This is a genomic window from Salinimonas marina (genome assembly GCF_015644725.1).
GTDB lineage: Bacteria > Pseudomonadota > Gammaproteobacteria > Enterobacterales > Alteromonadaceae > Alteromonas.
This window is the reverse complement of the sequence record NZ_CP064795.1, coordinates 2,162,880-2,183,449: the sequence shown is the minus strand read 5'-3', so window position 1 is coordinate 2,183,449 and position 20,570 is coordinate 2,162,880. Positions and strand designations below refer to the sequence as shown.

The 20,570-nt window shown below is 50.6% G+C and carries 15 protein-coding genes and 1 pseudogene; 14 read left to right on the top strand and 2 right to left on the bottom strand.

The genetic code is table 11. The annotated features are described in order from the left end of the window. Positions 1-32: 32 nt before the first annotated feature. The 7 genes from IT774_RS09625 to IT774_RS09595 are packed head-to-tail and all read left to right on the top strand — an operon-like array spanning position 33 to position 7,938. Positions 33-2,186 (top strand): FAD-dependent oxidoreductase, encoded by a 2,154-nt coding sequence (locus tag IT774_RS09625; protein WP_195809598.1) that lies wholly within the window; start codon positions 33-35, stop codon positions 2,184-2,186. Beyond that, positions 2,183-2,986: a DUF547 domain-containing protein gene (locus tag IT774_RS09620; RefSeq protein ID WP_232364946.1), complete on the top strand. Its 804-nt coding sequence runs from the start codon at positions 2,183-2,185 to the stop codon at positions 2,984-2,986. The genes IT774_RS09625 and IT774_RS09620 overlap by 4 nt, the downstream gene beginning before the upstream one ends. Next, positions 2,973-4,142: an ABC transporter substrate-binding protein gene (locus tag IT774_RS09615; RefSeq protein WP_232364945.1), complete on the top strand. Its 1,170-nt coding sequence runs from the start codon at positions 2,973-2,975 to the stop codon at positions 4,140-4,142. Before IT774_RS09620 ends, IT774_RS09615 begins: the two co-directional genes overlap by 14 nt. After that, positions 4,143-5,873 carry an ABC transporter permease gene (locus tag IT774_RS09610; protein WP_195809596.1) on the top strand — a complete coding sequence of 577 codons (1,731 nt, stop codon included), beginning with the start codon at positions 4,143-4,145 and terminating at the stop codon, positions 5,871-5,873. Further along, complete coding sequence (locus IT774_RS09605; RefSeq protein WP_195809595.1) at positions 5,867-6,484, top strand: ATP-binding cassette domain-containing protein; 618 nt, start codon at positions 5,867-5,869, stop codon at positions 6,482-6,484. The genes IT774_RS09610 and IT774_RS09605 overlap by 7 nt, the downstream gene beginning before the upstream one ends. Before the next feature lies 1 nt (position 6,485). Beyond that, positions 6,486-7,127 carry a CDP-alcohol phosphatidyltransferase family protein gene (locus IT774_RS09600; protein WP_195809594.1) on the top strand — a complete coding sequence of 214 codons (642 nt, stop codon included), beginning with the start codon at positions 6,486-6,488 and terminating at the stop codon, positions 7,125-7,127. Beyond that, a complete protein-coding gene (locus IT774_RS09595) occupies positions 7,120-7,938 on the top strand; it encodes a sterol desaturase family protein (RefSeq protein WP_195809593.1) in 819 nt (272 codons plus the stop codon). Before IT774_RS09600 ends, IT774_RS09595 begins: the two co-directional genes overlap by 8 nt. Here the strand turns inward: IT774_RS09595 and IT774_RS09590 are convergent. Both IT774_RS09590 and sbcB read right to left on the bottom strand, forming a co-directional pair. Beyond that, positions 7,935-9,590, bottom strand: coding sequence for a DUF342 domain-containing protein (locus tag IT774_RS09590; RefSeq protein WP_195809592.1), 1,656 nt, complete (start codon positions 9,588-9,590; stop codon positions 7,935-7,937). The genes IT774_RS09595 and IT774_RS09590 overlap by 4 nt on opposite strands. A 91-nt stretch (positions 9,591-9,681) precedes the next feature. Then, positions 9,682-11,112 carry an exodeoxyribonuclease I gene (gene sbcB, locus IT774_RS09585; protein ID WP_195809591.1) on the bottom strand — a complete coding sequence of 477 codons (1,431 nt, stop codon included), beginning with the start codon at positions 11,110-11,112 and terminating at the stop codon, positions 9,682-9,684. A 210-nt stretch (positions 11,113-11,322) separates the two neighbouring features. Between sbcB and IT774_RS09580 the strand changes: the two genes are divergently transcribed. The 7 genes and pseudogenes from IT774_RS09580 (at position 11,323) to hrpA (ending at position 20,545) form a co-directional block, all read left to right on the top strand. Continuing rightward, entirely contained in the window at positions 11,323-12,351 is a 1,029-nt protein-coding gene (locus IT774_RS09580; RefSeq protein WP_195809590.1) for an isoaspartyl peptidase/L-asparaginase family protein, read from the top strand. 155 nt (positions 12,352-12,506) lie between these two features. Beyond that, on the top strand, positions 12,507-12,926 hold the full coding sequence (locus IT774_RS09575) for a CBS domain-containing protein (protein ID WP_195809589.1): 420 nt from the start codon (positions 12,507-12,509) through the stop codon (positions 12,924-12,926). 884 nt (positions 12,927-13,810) lie between these two features. Continuing rightward, entirely contained in the window at positions 13,811-14,203 is a 393-nt protein-coding gene (locus IT774_RS09570; protein WP_195809588.1) for a DUF1428 domain-containing protein, read from the top strand. 102 nt (positions 14,204-14,305) lie between these two features. Then, positions 14,306-14,695: an ASCH domain-containing protein gene (locus IT774_RS09565; RefSeq protein ID WP_195809587.1), complete on the top strand. Its 390-nt coding sequence runs from the start codon at positions 14,306-14,308 to the stop codon at positions 14,693-14,695. A gap of 745 nt (positions 14,696-15,440) precedes the next feature. Next, positions 15,441-15,733: pseudogene (locus tag IT774_RS09560) on the top strand (DUF1428 domain-containing protein). A gap of 164 nt (positions 15,734-15,897) precedes the next feature. Then, positions 15,898-16,218: a hypothetical protein gene (locus IT774_RS09555; RefSeq protein ID WP_195809586.1), complete on the top strand. Its 321-nt coding sequence runs from the start codon at positions 15,898-15,900 to the stop codon at positions 16,216-16,218. A gap of 499 nt (positions 16,219-16,717) precedes the next feature. Further along, positions 16,718-20,545, top strand: coding sequence for an ATP-dependent RNA helicase HrpA (hrpA, locus tag IT774_RS09550; RefSeq protein ID WP_195812260.1), 3,828 nt, complete (start codon positions 16,718-16,720; stop codon positions 20,543-20,545). Positions 20,546-20,570 lie beyond the last annotated feature (25 nt).

Below are 20,570 nucleotides of genomic sequence, written 5' to 3'. Positions count from 1 at the left end.
GTGGCCGACACGATGAAATACGGAGAAAAATCATGCTGAAAAAAGCAGCATTGTTGAGCATTATCGCTGCCCTGGTGGCTGCTTTTTTTGTATTCGATTTAAACCAGTATCTGACCCTTGCAGGACTAAAAGAGTGGGTGGGGCAGTTCAGTGAGTATATCGAGCAAAACCCGGTTTTAAGCACCAGTGTATTTTTTGTGGTGTATGTGGCGGTCACTGCCTTATCATTACCCGGCGCGGCTATTCTGACGCTGGCAGCGGGCGCATTATTTGGACTATGGCTGGGATTGCTGCTGGTCTCGTTTGCTTCTACCCTGGGGGCCACTCTGGCCTTCTTAAGTGCCCGTTTTGTGTTTCGCGACACCGTTAAAAAACGGTTTGGAGAAAAGCTCAGAAAAATCGATGACGGGGTTGAAAAACAAGGTGCTTTCTATTTATTTACCTTACGGCTGGTGCCGGTTTTTCCGTTCTTTTTAATCAACCTGTTGATGGGACTGACCAGTCTGAAAACCCGTACCTTTTATTGGGTAAGTCAGCTGGGTATGCTGGCCGGTACGCTGGTGTATGTGAATGCCGGTACCCAGCTCGCTCAGCTTGATTCGTTGTCGGGCATTGTATCGCCTGACCTGATACTAAGCTTTGTGTTGTTAGGCATTTTTCCCTGGATAGCCAAGGGCATCGTCGCTGTGGTCAATCGTCGGCGGGTGTATCAAGGTTATTCAAAGCCGGCTTCATTTGACCGCAACCTGGTTGTGATTGGTGCCGGTGCGGGTGGTCTGGTGACCAGCTATATTGGCGCGGCGGTAAAAGCGAAAGTCACCCTGGTCGAAGCCTCAGAAATGGGCGGTGACTGTTTAAACTATGGCTGTGTGCCAAGCAAAGCGCTGATCAAAAGCGCTAAGGTGGCAGATCAGTCTGCTCATGCCAGCCGTTATGGGCTCACCGATACGCCAGTGCCGATTTCCTTTAAGCAGGTTATTAAGCGAGTGCATGAGATTATTGCGACCATTGCACCTAACGACAGTGTTGAACGTTATACCGATTTGGGTGTGGATGTGGTCAAAGGCTACGCCAAAATTATTGATCCCTGGCATGTTGAGATAACCGGCGATGATGGTCAGGTGCAAACTCTGACCACGCGCAGTATCGTGGTCACCACCGGCGCCCGGCCGTTTGTGCCGCCGCTAAAAGGCATTGAGCAAAGCGGATATGTCACCTCAGACACCATGTGGAATACCTTTGCCGACCATGAGCATGCGCCACAAAGGCTGGTGGTATTAGGCGGTGGCCCCATTGGCTGCGAGCTGGCCCAGGCATTTGCGCGTTTGGGCAGTCAGGTCACCATGGTTGAACAGGCCCCACAAATTATGGGCCGTGAAGACGCTGAAATTGCGCGTTTTGTAACCGACACATTAACGGCATCAGGGGTAACGGTGCTCACCGGCCATAAGGCTGAAGAATTCACCCAATCCCATGGTGCGCGCCAGTTGCTGGTAAGTCATAATGATCAGCAAAAAACCATTGAGTATGATGAGGTCATTGTCGCGGTAGGGCGTAAAGCCCGTCTTGAAAGCTTTGGGCTTGAAGAGCTGGGGGTCAATTTTGATCGCACCATCGAAGCCGATGAGTTTTTGCAAACCCGGTTTCCCAATATCTATGCTGCCGGCGATGTAGTAGGGCCGTATCAGTTTACTCACGTTGCGGCACATCAGGCATGGTACGCCGCAGTCAATGCCCTATTTGGTACCTTTAAAAAATTCAAGGTAGATTATCGGGTAATCCCCTGGACCACCTTTGTGGATCCGGAAGTCGCCCGGGTCGGATTAAACGAAACCGAGGCTAAAGAAAAAGGCATTGAGGTGGACGTCACTCGCTATGAGTTTGCAGAGCTGGATCGGGCTGTCACGGAAAGCGCCCGACAGGGCTTTATCAAGGTACTGACGCCACCGGGAAAAGACACCATTTTAGGCGTAACTATTGTCAGTGAACATGCCGGCGACCTGCTGGCAGAATTTGTGCTGGCGATGAAGCACAATCTGGGACTGAACAAGATTCTGGGGACGATTCATGCTTATCCCACCTGGGCTGAAGGCGCAAAATATGCCGCCGGCAACTGGAAAAAAGCCAATAGCCCGGAGTCATTATTAAACTGGGTGGAAAAATACCACACATGGCGGCGCAAATGAGAATAATGCTCACCAGCGCAATAGCCGGGTGGCTGCTTATTGTCAGCACCACTGCCCGCGCCGATACGTCTTTGCATCAGCCTTATGAGACATTACTGCAACAGCATGTCATCACCACGTCGGCTCATAGCACGGCGGTTGATTATGCGGCGCTGGCCCAACACCGGTCGCAGTTAAAAGCGTATCTGTCGGCCTTGTCAGCCATCAGCAAAAAAGAGTATGCACAGTGGTCGCAGGCCAGGCAGCTGGCCTTCTTACTCAATGCTTACAATGCGCATACTTTAGCGCTTATTGTAAAACATCACGGTGAGATTGATTCTATTAAAGACATCGGCGGCTTTTTCTCTTCTGCCTGGAATCAGCCGGTGGCGTTGTTGCTGGGCAAAAAGCGCACCCTGGATGAAATTGAACATGGCATGATCCGCGGTCAGGACAAGCGCTTTGCCGGCTTCAACGAGCCGCGCATTCACTTTGCGGTAAATTGCGCCAGTATTGGCTGTCCCGCGCTTCGAGAAGAACCGTATCGTGCCGATAAACTGGAGCAGCAGCTGAGCGAGCAAACCCACCGGTTTTTGTCTGACACCAGCCGAAACCGTATGTCGGGTGAGGTTTTGCAGGTTTCAAAGATATTCGACTGGTACAAAGCAGATTTTACCCGTAACGGGCAGCCACTGGCGGGCTTTTTTAGTCGGTATGCCGACAGTATGCAGCTGACCGACACCCAGCAAGCCTTGCTTAAAAACAATTCGGCGGATATTGAGTTCCTGGATTATGACTGGTCGTTAAATGCCACTCAGTAAAGCCTGTGTTATCGCCATGTTCATTGGGGCAGGGTGGGCTGGTAAAGCGGCCGCCACAACCGTACAGTTTTTTGGCTGGGGCGGCAGCCCGCAGGTCAACCAGTACTTGCAGTGGGTGTCTGAGCAGACTCAGGCGCGATATGACATCAAGGTCAATCATGTCAAGCTGGCCGATACCAGCGATGCGGTTACCCGGGTCTTGGGAGAAAAAGCGGCGGGTAACAGTTCCCGTGGCAGCATTGATTTGTTGTGGATTAATGGCGAAAACTTTGCCGCAATGAAGCAGCATAACTTACTGCTAAGCGACTGGGCCGAACAGCTCCCTAATTTTGCCTTGACCCGGCCCGATGAAAACCCCTCAATGCGCATGGACTTTGGCATTGCCACCGACGGTCAGGAAGCCCCATGGGGCAAAGCCGCTTTGGTGTTTTATTTTAATCAGCGCCTGGTATCGGAGCCGCCGGCTTCGTTGGCGGAACTGCTTGAGTTTGCACGCCAGAACCCGGGTCGCTTTACCTACCCATTACCCGATGATTTTCTGGGGATCAGTTTTCTAAAATATGCCGCTTTAAGCTTAAACGCGGCTAACCGGCAGCTTTTGTATGCGCCGGTCACCGACCCGGCGCTGGCGACCATCACCGGACCTTTATTTACCTATCTGGATAAATTACATCCGCTACTGTGGCAGCAGGGTGAGTTTTTTGTGCGCCAGGCATCGATGTTGCAGCAATTATTCAGCGATAACGAAATTTTGCTGGCGTTTTCGTTTACCGCTGCCGAGATCCCAGCGGCGGTTTCACGCTTTGATTTACCCCAGGCCACCCGTACTTATGCCATGCACGATGGCAGTTTATCCAATGTTCACTTTGTCGCGATTCCATTTAACAGCGCCCGGACTGACGCGGCCAAAACGGTGGCTAATTTTTTATTGTCACCCGAGGCCCAGGCGTATAAGCAGCGTGTAAGCGTGTGGGGCGATGAAACCGTGCTGTCGATGGAGGCATTGTCCAAAGAGCAGCAACAGCAGTTTCAGACTCAGTCGCATCCGGCGGCGCTGGCGCCCGGGGCATATCAGCAGTTGCTGGCCGAGCCTCATGCCAGCTGGGCACCGGCCTTACGTGATGCCTGGTATGCACGGTACGGGGCGCGTTTGTAAATGGGCTTTAGCACTGTATTAACGCTGGCGCGTTATCTGTTTTATCTTATTTTATTGGTTCCAATTGCCGTGGGTGTGATTGGCGTTATATTGCCTGCAGCTGGCTATTTTCCGGCGTTAGGTCAGCACGGCTGGTCGTCAGAACCCTTCGCCCGGCTGCTGGCGCACCCAGATATAAGCAAAATGGCCGGCTTGTCTTTATTTACCTCACTGTTGGCTACGCTTATCGCGTTTATTGGCACCGTAGCGGTGCTGGCGCAGTTTTACCAGTGTAAAGCGTTGGCACGGATTCAACATGGGTTAAGCCCGGTTCTGGCCATCCCCCATGCTGCGGCGGCGATTGCCGTGGCCTTTTTGCTGGCGCCGTCTGGCTGGGCTGCCCGCTTTACCGCGACATTCACCCACACGGTGCTGCCAGACGCCCATAGCCTGATGTACGATGACTACGGGCTGGCCATAGTACTGGCGCTGGCGATTAAAGAGCTGCCTTTTATGCTGCTGATGGCGCTGGGTGTTTTGTCTCAGCCTAACGTGAAACAGCGTCTTGAAGGACAAATGCGGGTAGCGCAGACCCTGGGCTATTGTCATCAAACCAGCTTTTTGAAAATTGTGTTTGCCCAACTGTATCCGCAGGTACGTTTGCCGGTGCTGGCGGTACTGGCCTATGCCAGTGCCAGTGTCGAAATTCCACTTATTTTAGGACCACAAAATCCCCCCACATTGGCGGTGGCCATTGTGCAATGGTTTAACCACACTGATTTGTCGATGCGTTTTCAGGCCAGTGCGGCAGCCATAGTGCAAATGCTGGTTACATTGGCTGCCGTGGTGGTCTGGCTGCTGGGTGAAAAAATCTGGCAACAGGGGTTTCGCTGGCAACTGGTGTCAGGCAACCGAATGTGGGGAAAAGCTGGCTCCACATGGCTGGCAAGATTGCTGCTGGGGTGCCTGGTGACGGCGACTTTACTGATTATGTTGAGCATGATCAGTTATTCGTTTGCCGGTTTCTGGCCATATCCAAACCTGGTGCCTACGCAGCTAACGCTGCTGCATTGGCAGGATGCGTTGCAGGCGCTTGGTAAGCCGATAGGTAACACCCTGATGCTGGGCTTTGTCAGTACCTGCATTGCGGTGCTTTTGGTGCTGCTGTTTTTAGAAAGTGAACAGCAAAGCAACCGCACCGGACCGTCTGCCACCCTGGCTGATAAGCTGTTGTTTATTCCGCTGATGGTGCCGGGCGTGGCGTTTTTGTATGGGTTAGTCTGGGTTGGGCAGTGGCTATTTGCGGAGGCCATATGGTTGCCGGTGATCCTGTCTCATCTTGTGTATGTTATTCCCTATGTGTTTTTATCGTTAGCCGTGGCTTACCGGCAGCTGGACATTCGCTACGTGCATGTTGCCACCAGCCTTGGCAAGTCACCACGCCAGGTCTTTTTCAGGCTTAAACTGCCGATGCTGTTTGCACCGGTGATGGTCGCGCTGGCCCTGGGCGCGGCGATTAGCTTTGGTCAGTACCTGCCTACGCTGCTGGTTAGTGGCGGACGTCTTGCGACAGTAACGACCGAAGCGGTGGCGATTGCATCAGGGGCCAGCCGCCGACTGACTGCGGTGTATGCGTTGATGCAGATGCTGCTGCCACTACTTGGCTTTTTACTGGCATGGTGGCTGCCCACCATGCTGTTTAACCCTGCAAAACAAGCCAAACCTTCTGGCTCAAGGAACCGTACGTGCTAGAGCTTAACAATGTAACGATACAGCTAAAATCGCAAACCCTGTTGCAGGTAAATACGCAAATTCAGCCTGGCCAGATAGTGACCTTAATGGGGCCTTCCGGCGTAGGAAAATCATCGGTGCTGGCCGCTATTGCCGGACTGTTGCCCGATACATTCAGCCTTAGTGGTAATATAATTCTTAACCAGCGCAATATCACCCATATGCCTGCCCATCAGCGCCATACCGGGTTGCTGTATCAGGACGCCTTGTTATTTGATCATCTTGATGTCCTTGGCAATATCATTTTTGCCATGCCCGGTAACCGGCAACAACATAAAAAACGCCGCGCCCAGCAGTTGTTGGAACAGGTGGGGCTGGGGCAGATGGCGCAGCGGGCGGTGAGCACGTTATCAGGCGGACAGGCTTCGCGGGTGTCCCTGGTGCGCACCTTAGCCTCTGAACCGGCGGCGCTGTTATTGGATGAACCTTTTAGCAAGCTGGACAGCCAAACCCGTCAAAGCACCCGGGACTGGGTATTTGCACAAATTCGTGAAGCTGGTCTGCCTGCGTTGCTGGTCACCCACGATCAGGAAGACGCCGCGGCCACCGGCGACAAAGTAATCAAGGTGTAACATGTTAGATTCGCTACTGACTCCGGTCATCAAACCCGCGGTGCGGCCGCTCATCAAATGGCTGGATAAACACAATATCAGCCCCGATCAACTGACCCTCGGTGGCTTTGCAGTGGGGCTGCTGGCCGTGCCGCTGATCATACTGGGTTGGTATTATGTGGCGCTGGCCATCATTTTAGGTAACCGGCTGATAGACGGTCTGGATGGGGAGTTGGCCCGTTTTCAAAACAGTAGCAGCAGTGCTGGCGGCTTTTTGGATATTTGTCTGGATTTTTTATTTTACGCCAGTATCCCATTGGCATTCGGCCTGGCTGCCCCAGCGCAGTGGGGCATTCCGGCGATGGTCTTACTGGTGAGCTTTATTGGTACCGGTAGCAGCTTTTTAGCGTTTGCCATTGCCGCTGAAAAATACGCCATTGATCGGCCTCAGTTTGCGAATAAAAGTTTTTATTATATGCAGGGGTTAACCGAAGGCACCGAAACTATTTTATTTTTTGTGGCGGTGTGTATCTGGCCCCAATGGTTTCCAATCCTGGCCTATGTGTTCGCAGCGGCCTGTAGTATTACCATTGTTACCCGTATTGCGGGTGGCTACAAAACCTTGCAACGGGCTGAGCAGCAGCGGAGCACGCCCAATGCCTGATCATCAGGGCATCATTCGCATCAGTGTCTTTTTAGGTATTTTTGCGCTGATGGCATTAATCGAAGCGTGGCGTCCGGCGCGACAGGCACAGCTAAAAAAACGGGTACGCTGGCAGGCTAACCTGGCCATGGTCGTGGCCGGAGCGCTGGTTGGCCGGGTCGTATTGCCGGCCACAGTGGTGGGCGTGGCATTGTGGGCCCAGGCGCAGGGCTATGGGGTATTTAATCAGGTATCGGTGCCCGGTTGGTTATTGATGATACTGAGTCTACTAATCCTCGATTGCACCATTTACTGGCAACACCGTTTGTTTCATCAGATTCCGCTGTTATGGCGCTTACATCGGGTGCACCATGCAGACAGCCATGTGGATACCACGACCGGCCTGCGGTTTCATCCATTGGAAATTGCGCTGAGTTTATTGGTTAAGGCCGCAGTTGTGCTGGCCTTCGGGATCCCGGCGCTAGCGGTGTTGATTTTTGAGGTGGCGTTAAACGGTTTTGCAATCTTCAATCATGCCAATATCAGGCTGCCTCAGGCTATCGATGACAAAGTCGGGTGGTTTATTATTACCCAACGTTTACACCGCATTCATCACAGTCAGTATGGACTTGAAACCAATAAAAATTTCGGCTTCAGTGTGTCGTGGTGGGATCGTCTGTTTCACAGCTTTTGCGCGCGCGGCACGCTGGATGATCAGCACCTGAAAATAGGACAAAAGGATTGCCCCGCCACCAATCAGAATGCGCGGTTACTGACATTATTGTTAATGCCATTCAGAGACTCTGGCACGACCAAAAAAACAAAAACTTAAACCAGGGGATCGAAGTGCCACTGATGATTATCGTAGAACACCCGACTGCGGTCATACTCGCGCTCTGAACGCCAGTTACGATTATTCAGTTTTACCGATACCCCACTGTAAAGTCGTTTATTGGCGATAAGCCCAATGTCATTTTGGTATTCATCTTTTTTCTGGCGCATTTCCAGCACTTTTAACTCTAGCCAGTGCAGCAAGGCCGACTCACCATGGTACATTTCGACGGCTTGCTCAACTTTGGTATTAAGCTCGCTGGGCAACAGTTTGGCTTTTATCAGCTCAATTTTTTGTTTGTGGCGCGCATTGTTATCGCGCAACTGACGAAGCAGATCATCGAGCTCCTCTTTACGCTCAAGCAGTTTGCTGAAACCCGGGCTAAAATCAATTTTTAAAGTACTGCCTGATACGGCGCCCAGGGTCCCGGCACTGATGGTGCCCTGGCTCATAATATCGCAGGCAAATAAGTTACCCATAGGTTTGTTAATCTGGCCGACGGTGACTGAGCCACCACACTGGATGCGGCTGTATGCCAGCTGGCGGCCCACGGTGACATTACCGGCACACTGCATGTCGATGCCCTGGCCATGTTGCACATGGATGCTGCCAGCGGCAGTAAGCTGACAGGAGTAACCCGAACCGTCTTCTTCTACTTTGCCCATAGCCCCTTCGGTGATAATGATATCGCCACCGGCCTCAATACGGGCTGACTCAACAAAGCCGTTGATGGTGACATCGCCCGAGGCTTTAATTTCCATTTTTTCGGTAACATCACCATTTACCAGCACCGCACCATCATAAGAAACATGCCCGCTCCCCACATTGACGCCGGTGCAGATAAAGGTATCGTCAACATCCATAACCTGATTACGATACTTGGGCATGCCTGAAATCGCCGCCACCAACAGGTTGGGATCCTGTTCGCTGACATTGGTGCCTTTCCCCATACTGAATTCCTGCCATTGACCGGGGTTGGCCGCAATAATATTGCCTTTTACATCAAACCCTGGCCGGCCCTGGGTCGGTTCGGTGCGCTTTAATACCGGGGTATTTACCTTTACGCAAATTACCTCGCCCAGATTACGCATATTAACCCGATCGTTATCATCAACCTGAGGTTTGAGCACCCGTTCAAGGGCATTGGGTACCAGTGGGATAAAGCGACTGTTACGACCATCTTTAGGCGGTAAGCCACGGGCGATTTCACCTTCAATAATACTGCCGGGAGCGGCGTTGCTTAGCTCACCAAGCAATTGCTCCAGCCGTTTTACACTCAGGCCTCGCTGAATTCCGGCCTTGGTCGCCATATTATGCAGGATCTGAAGCGTTGGCAGGCGTCCACCGAACGGGGCGGTAAAGATAACGCCCGCCGACAGGGCGTCGCTACTTATTTTGAATTCAACTTCGGTATTGCGACGCTCGCCAATACGCTCCTGCACTTTGGTATGGTCATCGGTTTTAAAATAATGATTGGCCTTGTCACAGGCGCTTTTTACCGTGTTTTGTGAGATATAAAAGGTTTTGTACTGGCCTTCGTTAAGCTCTCTCCATAAGCTTTTGGCGTCCAGTTCACGCTCAAACAAACCAGGATCGAGCACCATATCGATATAATTTTTTGTATCATCAAGTAGGATTGAAACGCCAATCATTGTAGCTTCCGGTTGGACAAACTCAATACAGTGACAAGCAGGCCACTATTTCCATGTTACTGCTTACTCTATAGTGTTTTCATTTTGTCCGTCAAAGGTTTTCGGCATAGTGATACAGCGCCCGTAAAATTGCCTGTTTGTTGGGATCGCTACTATGCTCCACAGACAGTCGTTCAATTTCTTCCAGATATGCTGCCAGCGTTATGCTCGCCGGTGACTCCGGATCGGTTAACCGAAACTGACGGTGACTGTGCCAGCGCTGAAGCTCTGACTCGGTGAGTGTGTGAGAGTAATTACGCGCCCGGTACCGAAACAGCATATCCCGCAGCTTTTGATTCTGGGTTTTGTCGGCCAGGGAGGTCAGTTGTTCAGGATCTGTGTCGTGCACCTGCTCGCACCAGCGCCGCTCTTCGTCGGTCAAAAAACCGCCGCTGTAGAGCGCATGGTCAATATCATCAGTCATCGCTTCGCGTTCACTGGCATATACACTGGTCAGCCTGGTAGCCAGCCCTTCGGCCTGACTAAGCTGCTTGAAATTGTCCAGGCAATAGTCACGGTTTAGCCCCAGGCGTTCAGCATTTTCCTGGGTCATCGCTTTGGCCGTTGTCACAAAAGGAGAGCGATTGATATGAATCAGTTTCAGACCGGGGCGAGGCAGCCCCTCCAGTTGTTCGTGAGACAAATACAGACGCCGCCGCAATTCTTCTGGCTCAAGTTCCAGTAATGGCTGTACCTCGTGATTCAGGTCAATAGCAATAATCGCGTTGGCATTGACCGGGTGCGGGCACACCGGCATGACCCAGCTTGCACAGCCCTGACGGGCAGGCAATTTAGAAGAAATATGTAAAACCACTGAAGGTCGGGAGAAATCAAATTGTTTAAGGACAGTGTGCTTGCTGCGCAATGAAAACGCATAGTCATAAAGACGGGGCTGCTGGGTTTTGATTAGCTTCGCCAGGGCAATGGTGGCGGTAACGTCTGATAATGCATCATGGGCATGCCCATGTTCTAATTCGTTGGCGGCGCATAAATCTTCCAGTTTGAAGCTTGGGGTCCCATCGTCTTTGGTAGGCCATTTAATGCCGTCGGGCCGCAGGGCGTAGCAGGCCCGGGCCAGGTCGATGATATCCCAGCGGCTATTGCCATTGCGCCATTCGCGGGCATAGGGGTCGATAAAATTACGGTAAAATAAATGACGACTCACCTCATCATCAAACCGGATACTGTTATATCCTGCTACACAGGTATTGGGTTGTGACATGGCTTTGGCAACCTGCCGGGCAAAGTCAGCTTCGGTTCTGCCATCACGCAGCGTTTGCTGAGGGGTGATGCCGGTAACCAGACATGCGCCTGGATTAGGAAGATAATCGTTGGCAATCTGACTTATGATGTTGATAGGCTTACCAATCACATTTAAGTCCATGTCCGTACGAATAGCAGCAAACTGGCAAGGCAGATCTTTTTGCACACTGGTACCAAATGTTTCATAGTCATGCCATAACATGCTGGGTGCTGTTGTCATACGTTTTATAACCTGGTAGGTGAATGTCGCGGTGCAGTGTACACCGCCTGTTTATAAAGGTAAAAACCTCGCATTGGCGATGGCACCCTAATTGCTAAACTTTCAAAAGTTGCAAGGCTTCAGGGTTTCAAAAGCTTCAGTCGATAAAGCCTCGTCCACCTGGACAGCAAATATTAACCATCTTCAATAATAATCTTAAGGAATACAACAATGAAAAAAAGGCTGGTAACTCTGTTATGTGGGCTGTTGGCCCCCGTAGCCCTGGCGGCAGATGTAGCGATTGTGGTACATGGCGGAGCAGGCACGATTTTGAAAAAAGATATGACGGCTGAACAGGAGCAGCGCTATGCCGAAAAGCTAGAAGAAGCCACACGGGCCGGCTATGCCCTGTTAAAAGAAGGCGTCGCTGGTGAAAAAGCCGTGGTAGCGGCTATCCAGGTACTGGAGAATTCGCCTTTGTTTAATGCCGGCAAAGGCGCGGTATATACCTATGACGAAACCCATGAGCTTGATGCTTCTATTATGCATGGTAAAAATCTTGAAGCCGGTGCGGTGAGCGGGGTTACCACCATTAAAAGCCCGATTGCGGCGGCACTGGCGGTAATGCAGAACTCAGCGCATGTGATGCTGGCCGGAAAAGGCGCAGAGGCGTTTGCCAAATCGCAGAATCTGGAGCAGGTTGAAAATTCTTATTTTAATACCCCAGACCGTTTAAAAGCGCTGCAAAAAGCCAAGGCCAGAATGCAGCAACAGCAACGCGAAGATGGCGGCCAGCAGGGCAGTGAGAGGATGGGCACCGTAGGCGCCGTAGTGATAGACCATAAGGGCAATATTGTGGCGGGTACCTCTACCGGGGGCATGACGGCCAAACGTTTTGGCCGGGTGGGAGATGCGCCTATTATTGGTGCGGGCACATATGCCGACAATGAAAGTTGTGGTGTATCGGCCACCGGCCATGGCGAATACTTTATTCGCTATAATGTGGCAGCGGATATTTGTGCCCGGGTGCGTTATCAGGGCGTTAGTATACAACGCGCTGCCGAAACAGTGATAAATGAAGAGCTTAAACAGGCCGGCGGCTCGGGCGGGGTTATTGCGATGGATAAACGCGGAAATATCGCGATGCCTTTTAATACCGCAGGTATGTATCGGGCCAGTATTAACACCGAAGGCAAGTTTAGTGTAGGTATATACAAAGCGCTGATGAGTATCGACGATACCCCAAACCCGACGAATTGATAATAAAAAGTTCTCGCTGTTTTAACCCGAAAGGACTAGGCTTAAAGTAACGCTGAAAAATAATGATATTCAGCGTATAGAGAAAACTATTTGGCCTAAAATAAAGGTGCGACGGCAAGGTAACAAAACCGTCTGATCGCACTCCAGGAGGCACTATGGAATCGTTGCAGGTATGTGACTATATGAACCATCATCCGGTTCGGCTGCTGGCCGATATGCCCGTAGCAGAAGCCGTAGAATGTTTGCTTAACAGCGGACAATCAGGCGGCGCCGTTATCGATGACCGGGCCCGGCTTATCGGCTTTTTGTCTGAACAGGATTGCATCGCCAGGATGGTTGAGTCGTGTTATTACCGCGAGCAGGTATGCCGGGTTAAAGACATTATGCAGTCGCCGGCACTTAGTGTTAAGCCTTATATGTCGGTGATAGAGCTGGCTCAGCAATTAGTAAAAGACATGCCCAGAGTTTACCCGGTGGTGGATGACGACGGGGTTCTGGTGGGCAGCATCAATCGTGCCGCCGTCTTAAAAGCCATCGACAAACAGCTACGGGCGGGCTACGAAGTTGCCAGCTGACCAATGTTTGTCTGAGTGGGCTTTGATTTAGCCGACAGAAAAAAGCGACAATTAGCGCGACAAAAAAAGCGCGACCAATAAGAGGCGGCCACCAAATCGCCTCGCGGGTACCGCCGGCAGTCTTATACTATGCCGGCGGCGGTCCTGTTACTAAGTCGCCGACAATCTTATACGAAGTCGCCGGGAGCCCTGTTACTAAACCGTGGGCAGTCCTTTACTAATCCGCCGGACCCTTTTACAAAGCCGCCAGGACCCTTATAAAATCGCCGGGGCCCTTATAAAAAACTACCCGCCTCGCCTGTTAGAGACCGGTTGGGTAACTTTTTAATCTTCATTTTCATCTCCCCCAGCCTTAACTTTTCTTCTGACAACACCCTTAACCAGGCATTGTAAGCGCACTATGCCCTTGTTAGTCCCCGTATGTTCTGATTGAAAATATTGTGGCTCAGATCTGGTGTTAATGAGGACTTTGTTGCTATTAGCACGTCGACAGCGGTCCTGAGCCTATTTTGCTTTTCGCAATGGGCACCAGAAAGCCATCATCAGCTACGGGCCCAGCCAAAAAGCTTACCGGTGGTATTGGTATTTGTTAAATAGACGCATGGAGGGCGAATCAAAAAGGGTAAACGGACCACCCAAAACAGTAGTAGCAAAAGAGCCCACGGTTAACGTATTCTTCAGTTATCAATGAATTTTGTAATGGACCATAAAGATAATACCGGTCGTTTCCCACTGGCCGAGATAGCAGGCTTTAGGGTATGCAATAGGTGTGGATTATCTGAGTATTGATTGGCCAGACCAAAATGATTGTTGGCGCTACGCTGATAACAACTGGCTCAGCCCTGAATCTTTACCAACACCTCAGCAATAAGGAAGGATTGCTAATGACCCAATATATTGATGGATTTGTTCTCCCTGTGCCGCGCAAGCACCTGGACGAATACGCAAGTGTCGCTGGCCAGGTAGCTAAAATCTGGAAAGAGTATGGGGCGCTGGCTTATTTCGAATTTGTTGGTGATGATTTGACCCTGACAGGCACGCGCTCCTTCCTTGAGGTTATTGACGTAAAAGAAAATGAAGTCATTGTATTTGGATGGACCCTGTTTCCTACGAAACAAACACGAGACCGAGCAAATGCAAAAGTACCCAATGACCCCAGGATGACAGACCTTGTCAGTCCATTAACCAATTCAGAAAGGGTGATTTTTGATGCTCAGCGGATGGTATTTGGCGGCTTCCGGTCATTACTTCCTGCGCCAGAGCAAAATGCCGGGTAGCCAGCGCCACTGCTTGGAGATTTTTCAGTATAAAAAGTTGTTCGTGGCATCCGCATTCCTTGCGACCCCCTGAATAACCGGTGTTACCGACATTAAACAATTATGCATGCATCAATAAAAACTATCAGTCAACGCTATTTCATGCACTTTAAATTGCCACCAAGCCAGCCAAAAAGCTGGCATTTTTGCGATAATGAAAGCGATGCAAATGAATGTGCAGAGTTGGTCTTAAAGGGCATTAAACGAGCCACTTCTCCCTCTCTGTGGTGGTTTCAGGCTAAAGGCGAACCACTGCCTAAAGCTGGGGATCTCAATATTGTGACCAACTGGGCCCGGCAGGCGCTATGCATCATAAAAACCACGTCGGTGGCTATTGTTCCGTTTAACCAAGTTACAGAAGAATATGCAGCACTGGAGGGCGACAAGAGTCTGGCCTACTGGCAACACGTTCATTGGGATTATTATCATCGAGAATTGGAAAATACGCCCTAAAAACCGAGCGAAAGTATGCCGATTGTTTGTGAGATAGTTAAGGTTGTGTTCAAAATACCGGCGATAGGTAATCCTGCTAAAGTGTGCTTTGGTACTGCGATGGGCAAAACACAGCGCCACCCTGAAAGAGGCTTCGAAGTACTGAAAATCTTTTCGCGTGCTCTTATCGAAAACCTGAGCGCCTGGTAAAATTAATTGACTGGCATAATTAAGTTATGCCGTGCCAATAAGGCGCAGCGGGCTTTCCTTCAAGATTGTCAGACTCCCTGACAGGCGCGCTCAGTTGATGAGCTAAAAGTCTTATTTCATAAAATTATGCGGTGAAGTTAACAAGCCCGTCTTCAACATTTCCATACCCGTACTATCTGGTCATATATTCGACGCGAATGCACGCCCCCCAGCTACAGAATAATTTCTAAAAACACTATTTTTTGCACCAGCTTGACTATTTTAAGACTACTATAACTTCAGGTGTAAGGAATCGTCATAATGCTTACCTTAAAGCATGCTTACCTGACACCCACAAGTAAGCAACGCGTAAGCATGACGTTCCGGTTATTCGTGCTTTGCTGTTGCTTCGTTCACGCTCGGCTCATACGGGCTAAACCTCACTGCCAAAGGTTATGGTTTTTTAATTGCCGGGTGGTTCGGGCTTTGCCTCACGTCCAATGGAGATAAACCGATGTCTTATGTCGATGGTTATGTACTTGCAGTACCCAGGAAGAACCGGTCAGAATATATTTTGCTGGCCCAGAAAATGGCGGTGGTGTTCAAAGACCATGGGGCATTATCGGTAGTTGAAGGGTGGGCTGACGATGTCCCGAAGGCAAGCTGACATCGTTGCCGATGGCGGTTAAATGCACGGCAGAGGAAGCGGTGGTTTTTTCGTGGATTGTTTGGCCCTCACGCACCGCGAGGGACGCCGGTAATAAGGCCGCCATGGCGGACAGCCGCTTGCAGGGTTGGGATCCGAAGACCATGCCGTTTGATGGTAAGAGGATGATATTTGGTGGTTTTACCACAATTATTGAGGCATAGTATTGTTCCTGTCGGAACCATTAAGTACAAAGAGTGACCATTAAATTGGCGCAAAAAGCGAAAACAAAGAGTGTGGCGGTCGACATGGTACCGGTTTTTCACCTGAATCAAATTGAGCGTGAGCAAGCATCTTGGTCTTTATAAAACCATTGAGTATTTTCGGCGTGTTTTTAGCTATTCTGGCAGGTGCTTATTTTGCTACAGAGCGCGCTTATGCTGCTCATCGTGTTGACGACTACCAACGAGAAATTCTGATATCGTCAAGATTACTCAGGCAATATGTCCATGCATGTGACCGCCAACAATATGATAATTTTATGCCGTTTGTGGCTCACTCTGTTACCGCCTACCAAAGAAATGTTGAAAAATTGCCCGGCGCGCCTTTTTTCTTTGAAAACGAATTTGTTGAGCAGCATTATTACTTCGCCGACAAATATGAATCAGACCTGAAATCTGTAAAAGCTCGAATCGAGCTTTGTAATTAACGCTAATGGTGTGCCTGAAATTACTTACTATTGTGTGTGTCACCTCCAGCGCGTAATTTTATAGATTGCCTTACCCAAGCCGCGGAACAGGGTAGTTGTCGGCGGCAATTGTTTTCTTTGGTAGCAACCACACTCTGGTGCTGTTCAGGGCTATTCAGTGGATGCGTGCAAATCCGCCCTGATGGCCGAGGCTACCCTTTTTCATAGCCAGGTATTTACCCTGATTGACTTTATCAATGCGGATAATTCTGCTTCCTGCGTATTTAGTAGGCAAAAGTTCTTTAACTGAGCTTCATAGGGCGTGGCACAGTAATCAGTCTTAATGGTTTATTTCTAACTGATGCGACGAGACTTCCGGCTGCTTATGCCTGATTAAGACTGGAAAATACCGGGTAATTTCCCTAGGATCGTCACTCATTTTTCTCTAAAGGGCCCTGCATTGACTTCTGGTGATGTTTCTTCCACGTTAAACGCGCTTAAACAACAACTTACTGACACCATGAGTGGCGATCGTTTCAAACTGAAACGGCGTATTGATGCGGCGTTGAAAAAGCCCGCGTCTGCTCAGGCCGTGGAAAAGCTGGCTCAGGCAGTGCAACGCTCCGTGGCCCGCCGCGAAGCGCGGCAGCAGAATCTGCCCCAGGTCAATTATCCGCCGTTACCGGTTAGCGATAAAAAAGACGATATCAAACAGGCGATTGCGGAAAATCAGGTAGTAATTGTAGCCGGGGAGACCGGCTCGGGAAAAACCACTCAGCTGCCTAAAATCTGTTTAGAGCTTGGCCGGGGCGTGGGCGGAATGATTGCTCATACCCAGCCGCGCCGATTAGCCGCGCGCAGTGTGGCTAACCGTATTGCCGAGGAGTTGGAAACACCTTTAGGGGAAAAAGTCGGTTTTAAGATTCGTTTTTCCGATAATGTCAGCGACAGTAGTTACATTAAGCTGATGACAGATGGGATGCTGCTTGCCGAGATGCAGCAGGACCGATTCTTGAATCAGTACGACACCATTATTATTGATGAGGCCCACGAACGAAGCCTGAATATCGACTTTTTGCTGGGCTACCTGAAGCAGTTACTGCAAAAACGCCCGGATCTGAAGCTTATCATCACCTCAGCGACCATCGATCCGCAACGGTTTTCCCGCCACTTTAACGATGCGCCGGTCATCGAGGTGAGCGGACGAACTTATCCGGTGGAAATTCGCTACCGGCCTACCAGTGAAATGGACAACGACATTGAACAAACCGAAGCCATTGTGGCGGCGGTGGATGAACTGGCAAGTGAGGCCCCCGGCGATGTGCTGGTATTTTTGAGCGGTGAGCGCGAAATTCGTGACACCCAGGATGCGTTGGAAAAGCAGCAATACCGTAATACCGAAGTGGTGCCACTGTACGCCCGGTTATCAGCCAGCGAACAAAACCGGATTTTTCAGTCCCATCGTGGGCGCCGGATTGTATTGGCGACCAATGTGGCAGAAACCTCATTAACCGTGCCGGGCATTAAGTATGTGGTGGACCCGGGCACCGCCCGTATTTCACGCTACAGCGCACGCTCTAAGGTACAGCGGCTGCCCATCGAGGCCATTTCTCAGGCGTCGGCAAACCAGCGGGCAGGGCGATGTGGTCGGGTATCAGAAGGCATCTGTATTCGTTTATACAGCGAAGATGATTATCTGGGACGCCCAGAGTTTACTGATCCGGAAATTTTACGAACCAATCTGGCCTCGGTAATTTTACAGATGCTGGCGTTAGGCTTAGGTGAAATTAGCCGCTTTCCGTTTGTACAGCCGCCAGACAGCCGTAATATCAACGATGGCTTTCGTTTATTGGAAGAGATACAGGCGGTGGTGAAAACGCAGGGTAAAATGCAGCTTACCCAAACCGGTCGCCAGATTGCCCGGCTGCCCATCGACCCCCGTTATGCCCGCATGGTGTTAGAAGCAGACCGAACTAATGCCTTAAAAGAAGTTATGATTATTGCAGCGGGTCTGTCGATTCAGGATCCCCGTGAACGGCCGCAGGAAAAACGGCAGCAGGCCGATGAGGCACATCGTGAAAATGCCGACAAAGACTCTGATTTTATCAGTTTGCTAAATACCTGGAACGCCTTTCGTGAACAGCAACAGGCCTTGTCTCAAAGCCAGTTGCGCAAATGGTGCAAGAGTCACTTCTTAAATTACCTGCGCATGCGCGAATGGCAAGATATTGTCAGTCAGCTAAAAAAATCATTAGCCGAGCTGAATCTGGGTTTCAGCAACCAGGATGCTGACTTTGAGGCCGTCCATCAGGCCATTTGCGCCGGTTTGCTGTCGCATTTAGGAACCAAAGATAAAGATCGTGAATACCTGGGCGCGCGCAATACCAAATTTATGATTTTTCCGGGCTCTGGGCTTGCTAAAAAACAACCAAAGTGGGTGATGGCCGCCGAGCTGGTGGAAACCTCCAAGCTGTTTGCCCGGGTAAATGCCCGGGTCGATCCGGCCTGGATTGAACCGCTGGCCAAACATCTTACCCAGTCGAGTTTTTCAGAGCCGCACTGGTCAAAAAAGCGGGGCGCTGTGATTGCTTATGAAAAGGTCAGTTTATTTGGGTTACCGATTGTGCCTAAACGCGCTGCGGTCTACAGCCAGATAGACCCGGCGTTGTGTCAGGAACTGTTTATCCGTGAAGCCCTGGTAAACGGGGATACCAAGCTCAACTTTGCCTTTTTACAAGACAACCAGGCCTTGTTGGCGCAGGCCGATGAGCTGGAGCAAAAAGTCCGCCGTCGCGATTTGATGGTTGAAGAAGATACTCTGGTAGAGTTTTATGCAAACCGGTTACCCGAAGAGGTCAATAACGAGGCCGCCTTTAAAAAATGGTATAAGCATAATCATCAGTCGGTGTCGCTCACCTTCACCGAACAGGATGTGTACCGACAGCAGCCAGACGCGGTGGAAAACGGATTTCCGGATGCCTGGAAGCAGGGCAATATTACCTTACCCCTGACCTATAACTTTGAGCCTAACGCGCCTGATGACGGGGTTACGGTAAACATTCCGCTGCCGGTACTCAACCAGGTTGAAGATATAGGATTTGACTGGCAGGTCCCCGGGCTTCGCCATGAGCTGATTGTGGCGCTTATTAAAAGTCTGCCCAAGCGTTTACGCCGAAACTTTGTGCCTGCGCCTAACTTTGCCGATGCCTGTTTAGCCGATATTCAGATGCAGGATAAAAAAGGTTACCCGGTGCGCCTGTTAGATGCGATATCTGACAAGCTGCGTAAAATGACCGGGGTAGTGATAGAGCCCGAAGAGTGGAACCTCAGTGCGCTGGACACTCACTTAACCTTACATTTTGCAGTGGTGAATAATGACCGCAATGTTATTGCTATGGGCGATGATCTTAACCGGGTGAAACAGCAGTGTCAGGGCAAGGTACAACAAACCTTTGAAAAAGCCGCCACCCCCGAACTGGAACGTAAAAACCTGGAGCAATGGGACTTTGAAACATTACCGACGACTTTTGTGCAAAAGGTGGGTGGGTTTGAAGTGCAGGCGTACCCGGCGCTGGTCAAACAGGGCAATAAAGTAGACATCGTATTGCTTGATGAAGCCGATAAAGCCGCCGAAGCCCATCAGCAGGGCGTAAACCTGCTGATTAAAAATGCGATCCCTTCGCCCTTAGGCCATCTGCAAAGCAAATTGCCTAACAAAGCCAAGCTTGGGTTGTATTTCAATCCGTTTGGCCAGGTGAAAGCATTAATCGATGACTGTATATTTGCCGGAATCGATGCCTTGCGACAAGACTACGAGCAACAGCAGCAACGGCCAATTCGCACCGAAGCCGACTTTAAACAGGTGGTTGATCTTGTGCGCGCGAACATCAACGACAAGGTACTGGTTATTGCCCAGCAGGTAGAAAGCGGATTGACGCTGGCCCATCAGTGTCAAAAACAGATGAAAGGCAATGTGCCTCTGACCATGGTCAGTGCCATGGGTGATATCAAAGCACATCTGAATTCGCTGGTGTACCCGGGGTTTGTCAGCGAAATTGGCGCCGTGCGGCTGGCCGACTGGCATCGCTACTTAAAAGGGCTGGCGCGACGGCTTGAAAAACTGCCGATCGATCCGACCCGGGATCGCCAGGCGCAGATGAGTATTGAAAAAATTCTCTCGCAGGTGGAAAAGCTCAAGTCTCGTTACCCGGCGAACAAGCAACCCGACGCCCTGGCCGAAGTACGCTGGATGCTCGAAGAGTTACGAATATCCTTGTTTGCCCAGCAACTGGGCACGGCTTACCCTATTTCGGCAAAACGTATTCAAAATTATCTCGCTGAGTTTTAAGCCAAAATGTGGTGTCAGGCCGTAC

Bases quoted from the DNA above. Each gene is read 5' to 3' on its own strand.
- IT774_RS09625 (WP_195809598.1), top strand. From the start codon at position 33: ATGCTGAAAAAAGCAGCATTGTTGAGCATTATCGCTGCCCTGGTGGCT.
- IT774_RS09620 (WP_232364946.1), top strand. From the start codon at position 2,183: ATGAGAATAATGCTCACCAGCGCAATAGCCGGGTGGCTGCTTATTGTC.
- IT774_RS09615 (WP_232364945.1), top strand. From the start codon at position 2,973: ATGCCACTCAGTAAAGCCTGTGTTATCGCCATGTTCATTGGGGCAGGG.
- IT774_RS09610 (WP_195809596.1), top strand. From the start codon at position 4,143: ATGGGCTTTAGCACTGTATTAACGCTGGCGCGTTATCTGTTTTATCTT.
- IT774_RS09600 (WP_195809594.1), top strand. From the start codon at position 6,486: ATGTTAGATTCGCTACTGACTCCGGTCATCAAACCCGCGGTGCGGCCG.
- IT774_RS09595 (WP_195809593.1), top strand. From the start codon at position 7,120: ATGCCTGATCATCAGGGCATCATTCGCATCAGTGTCTTTTTAGGTATT.
- IT774_RS09590 (WP_195809592.1), bottom strand. From the start codon at position 9,590: ATGATTGGCGTTTCAATCCTACTTGATGATACAAAAAATTATATCGAT.
- sbcB (WP_195809591.1), bottom strand. From the start codon at position 11,112: ATGACAACAGCACCCAGCATGTTATGGCATGACTATGAAACATTTGGT.
- IT774_RS09580 (WP_195809590.1), top strand. From the start codon at position 11,323: ATGAAAAAAAGGCTGGTAACTCTGTTATGTGGGCTGTTGGCCCCCGTA.
- IT774_RS09575 (WP_195809589.1), top strand. From the start codon at position 12,507: ATGGAATCGTTGCAGGTATGTGACTATATGAACCATCATCCGGTTCGG.
- IT774_RS09570 (WP_195809588.1), top strand. From the start codon at position 13,811: ATGACCCAATATATTGATGGATTTGTTCTCCCTGTGCCGCGCAAGCAC.
- IT774_RS09565 (WP_195809587.1), top strand. From the start codon at position 14,306: ATGCATGCATCAATAAAAACTATCAGTCAACGCTATTTCATGCACTTT.
- hrpA (WP_195812260.1), top strand. From the start codon at position 16,718: ATGAGTGGCGATCGTTTCAAACTGAAACGGCGTATTGATGCGGCGTTG.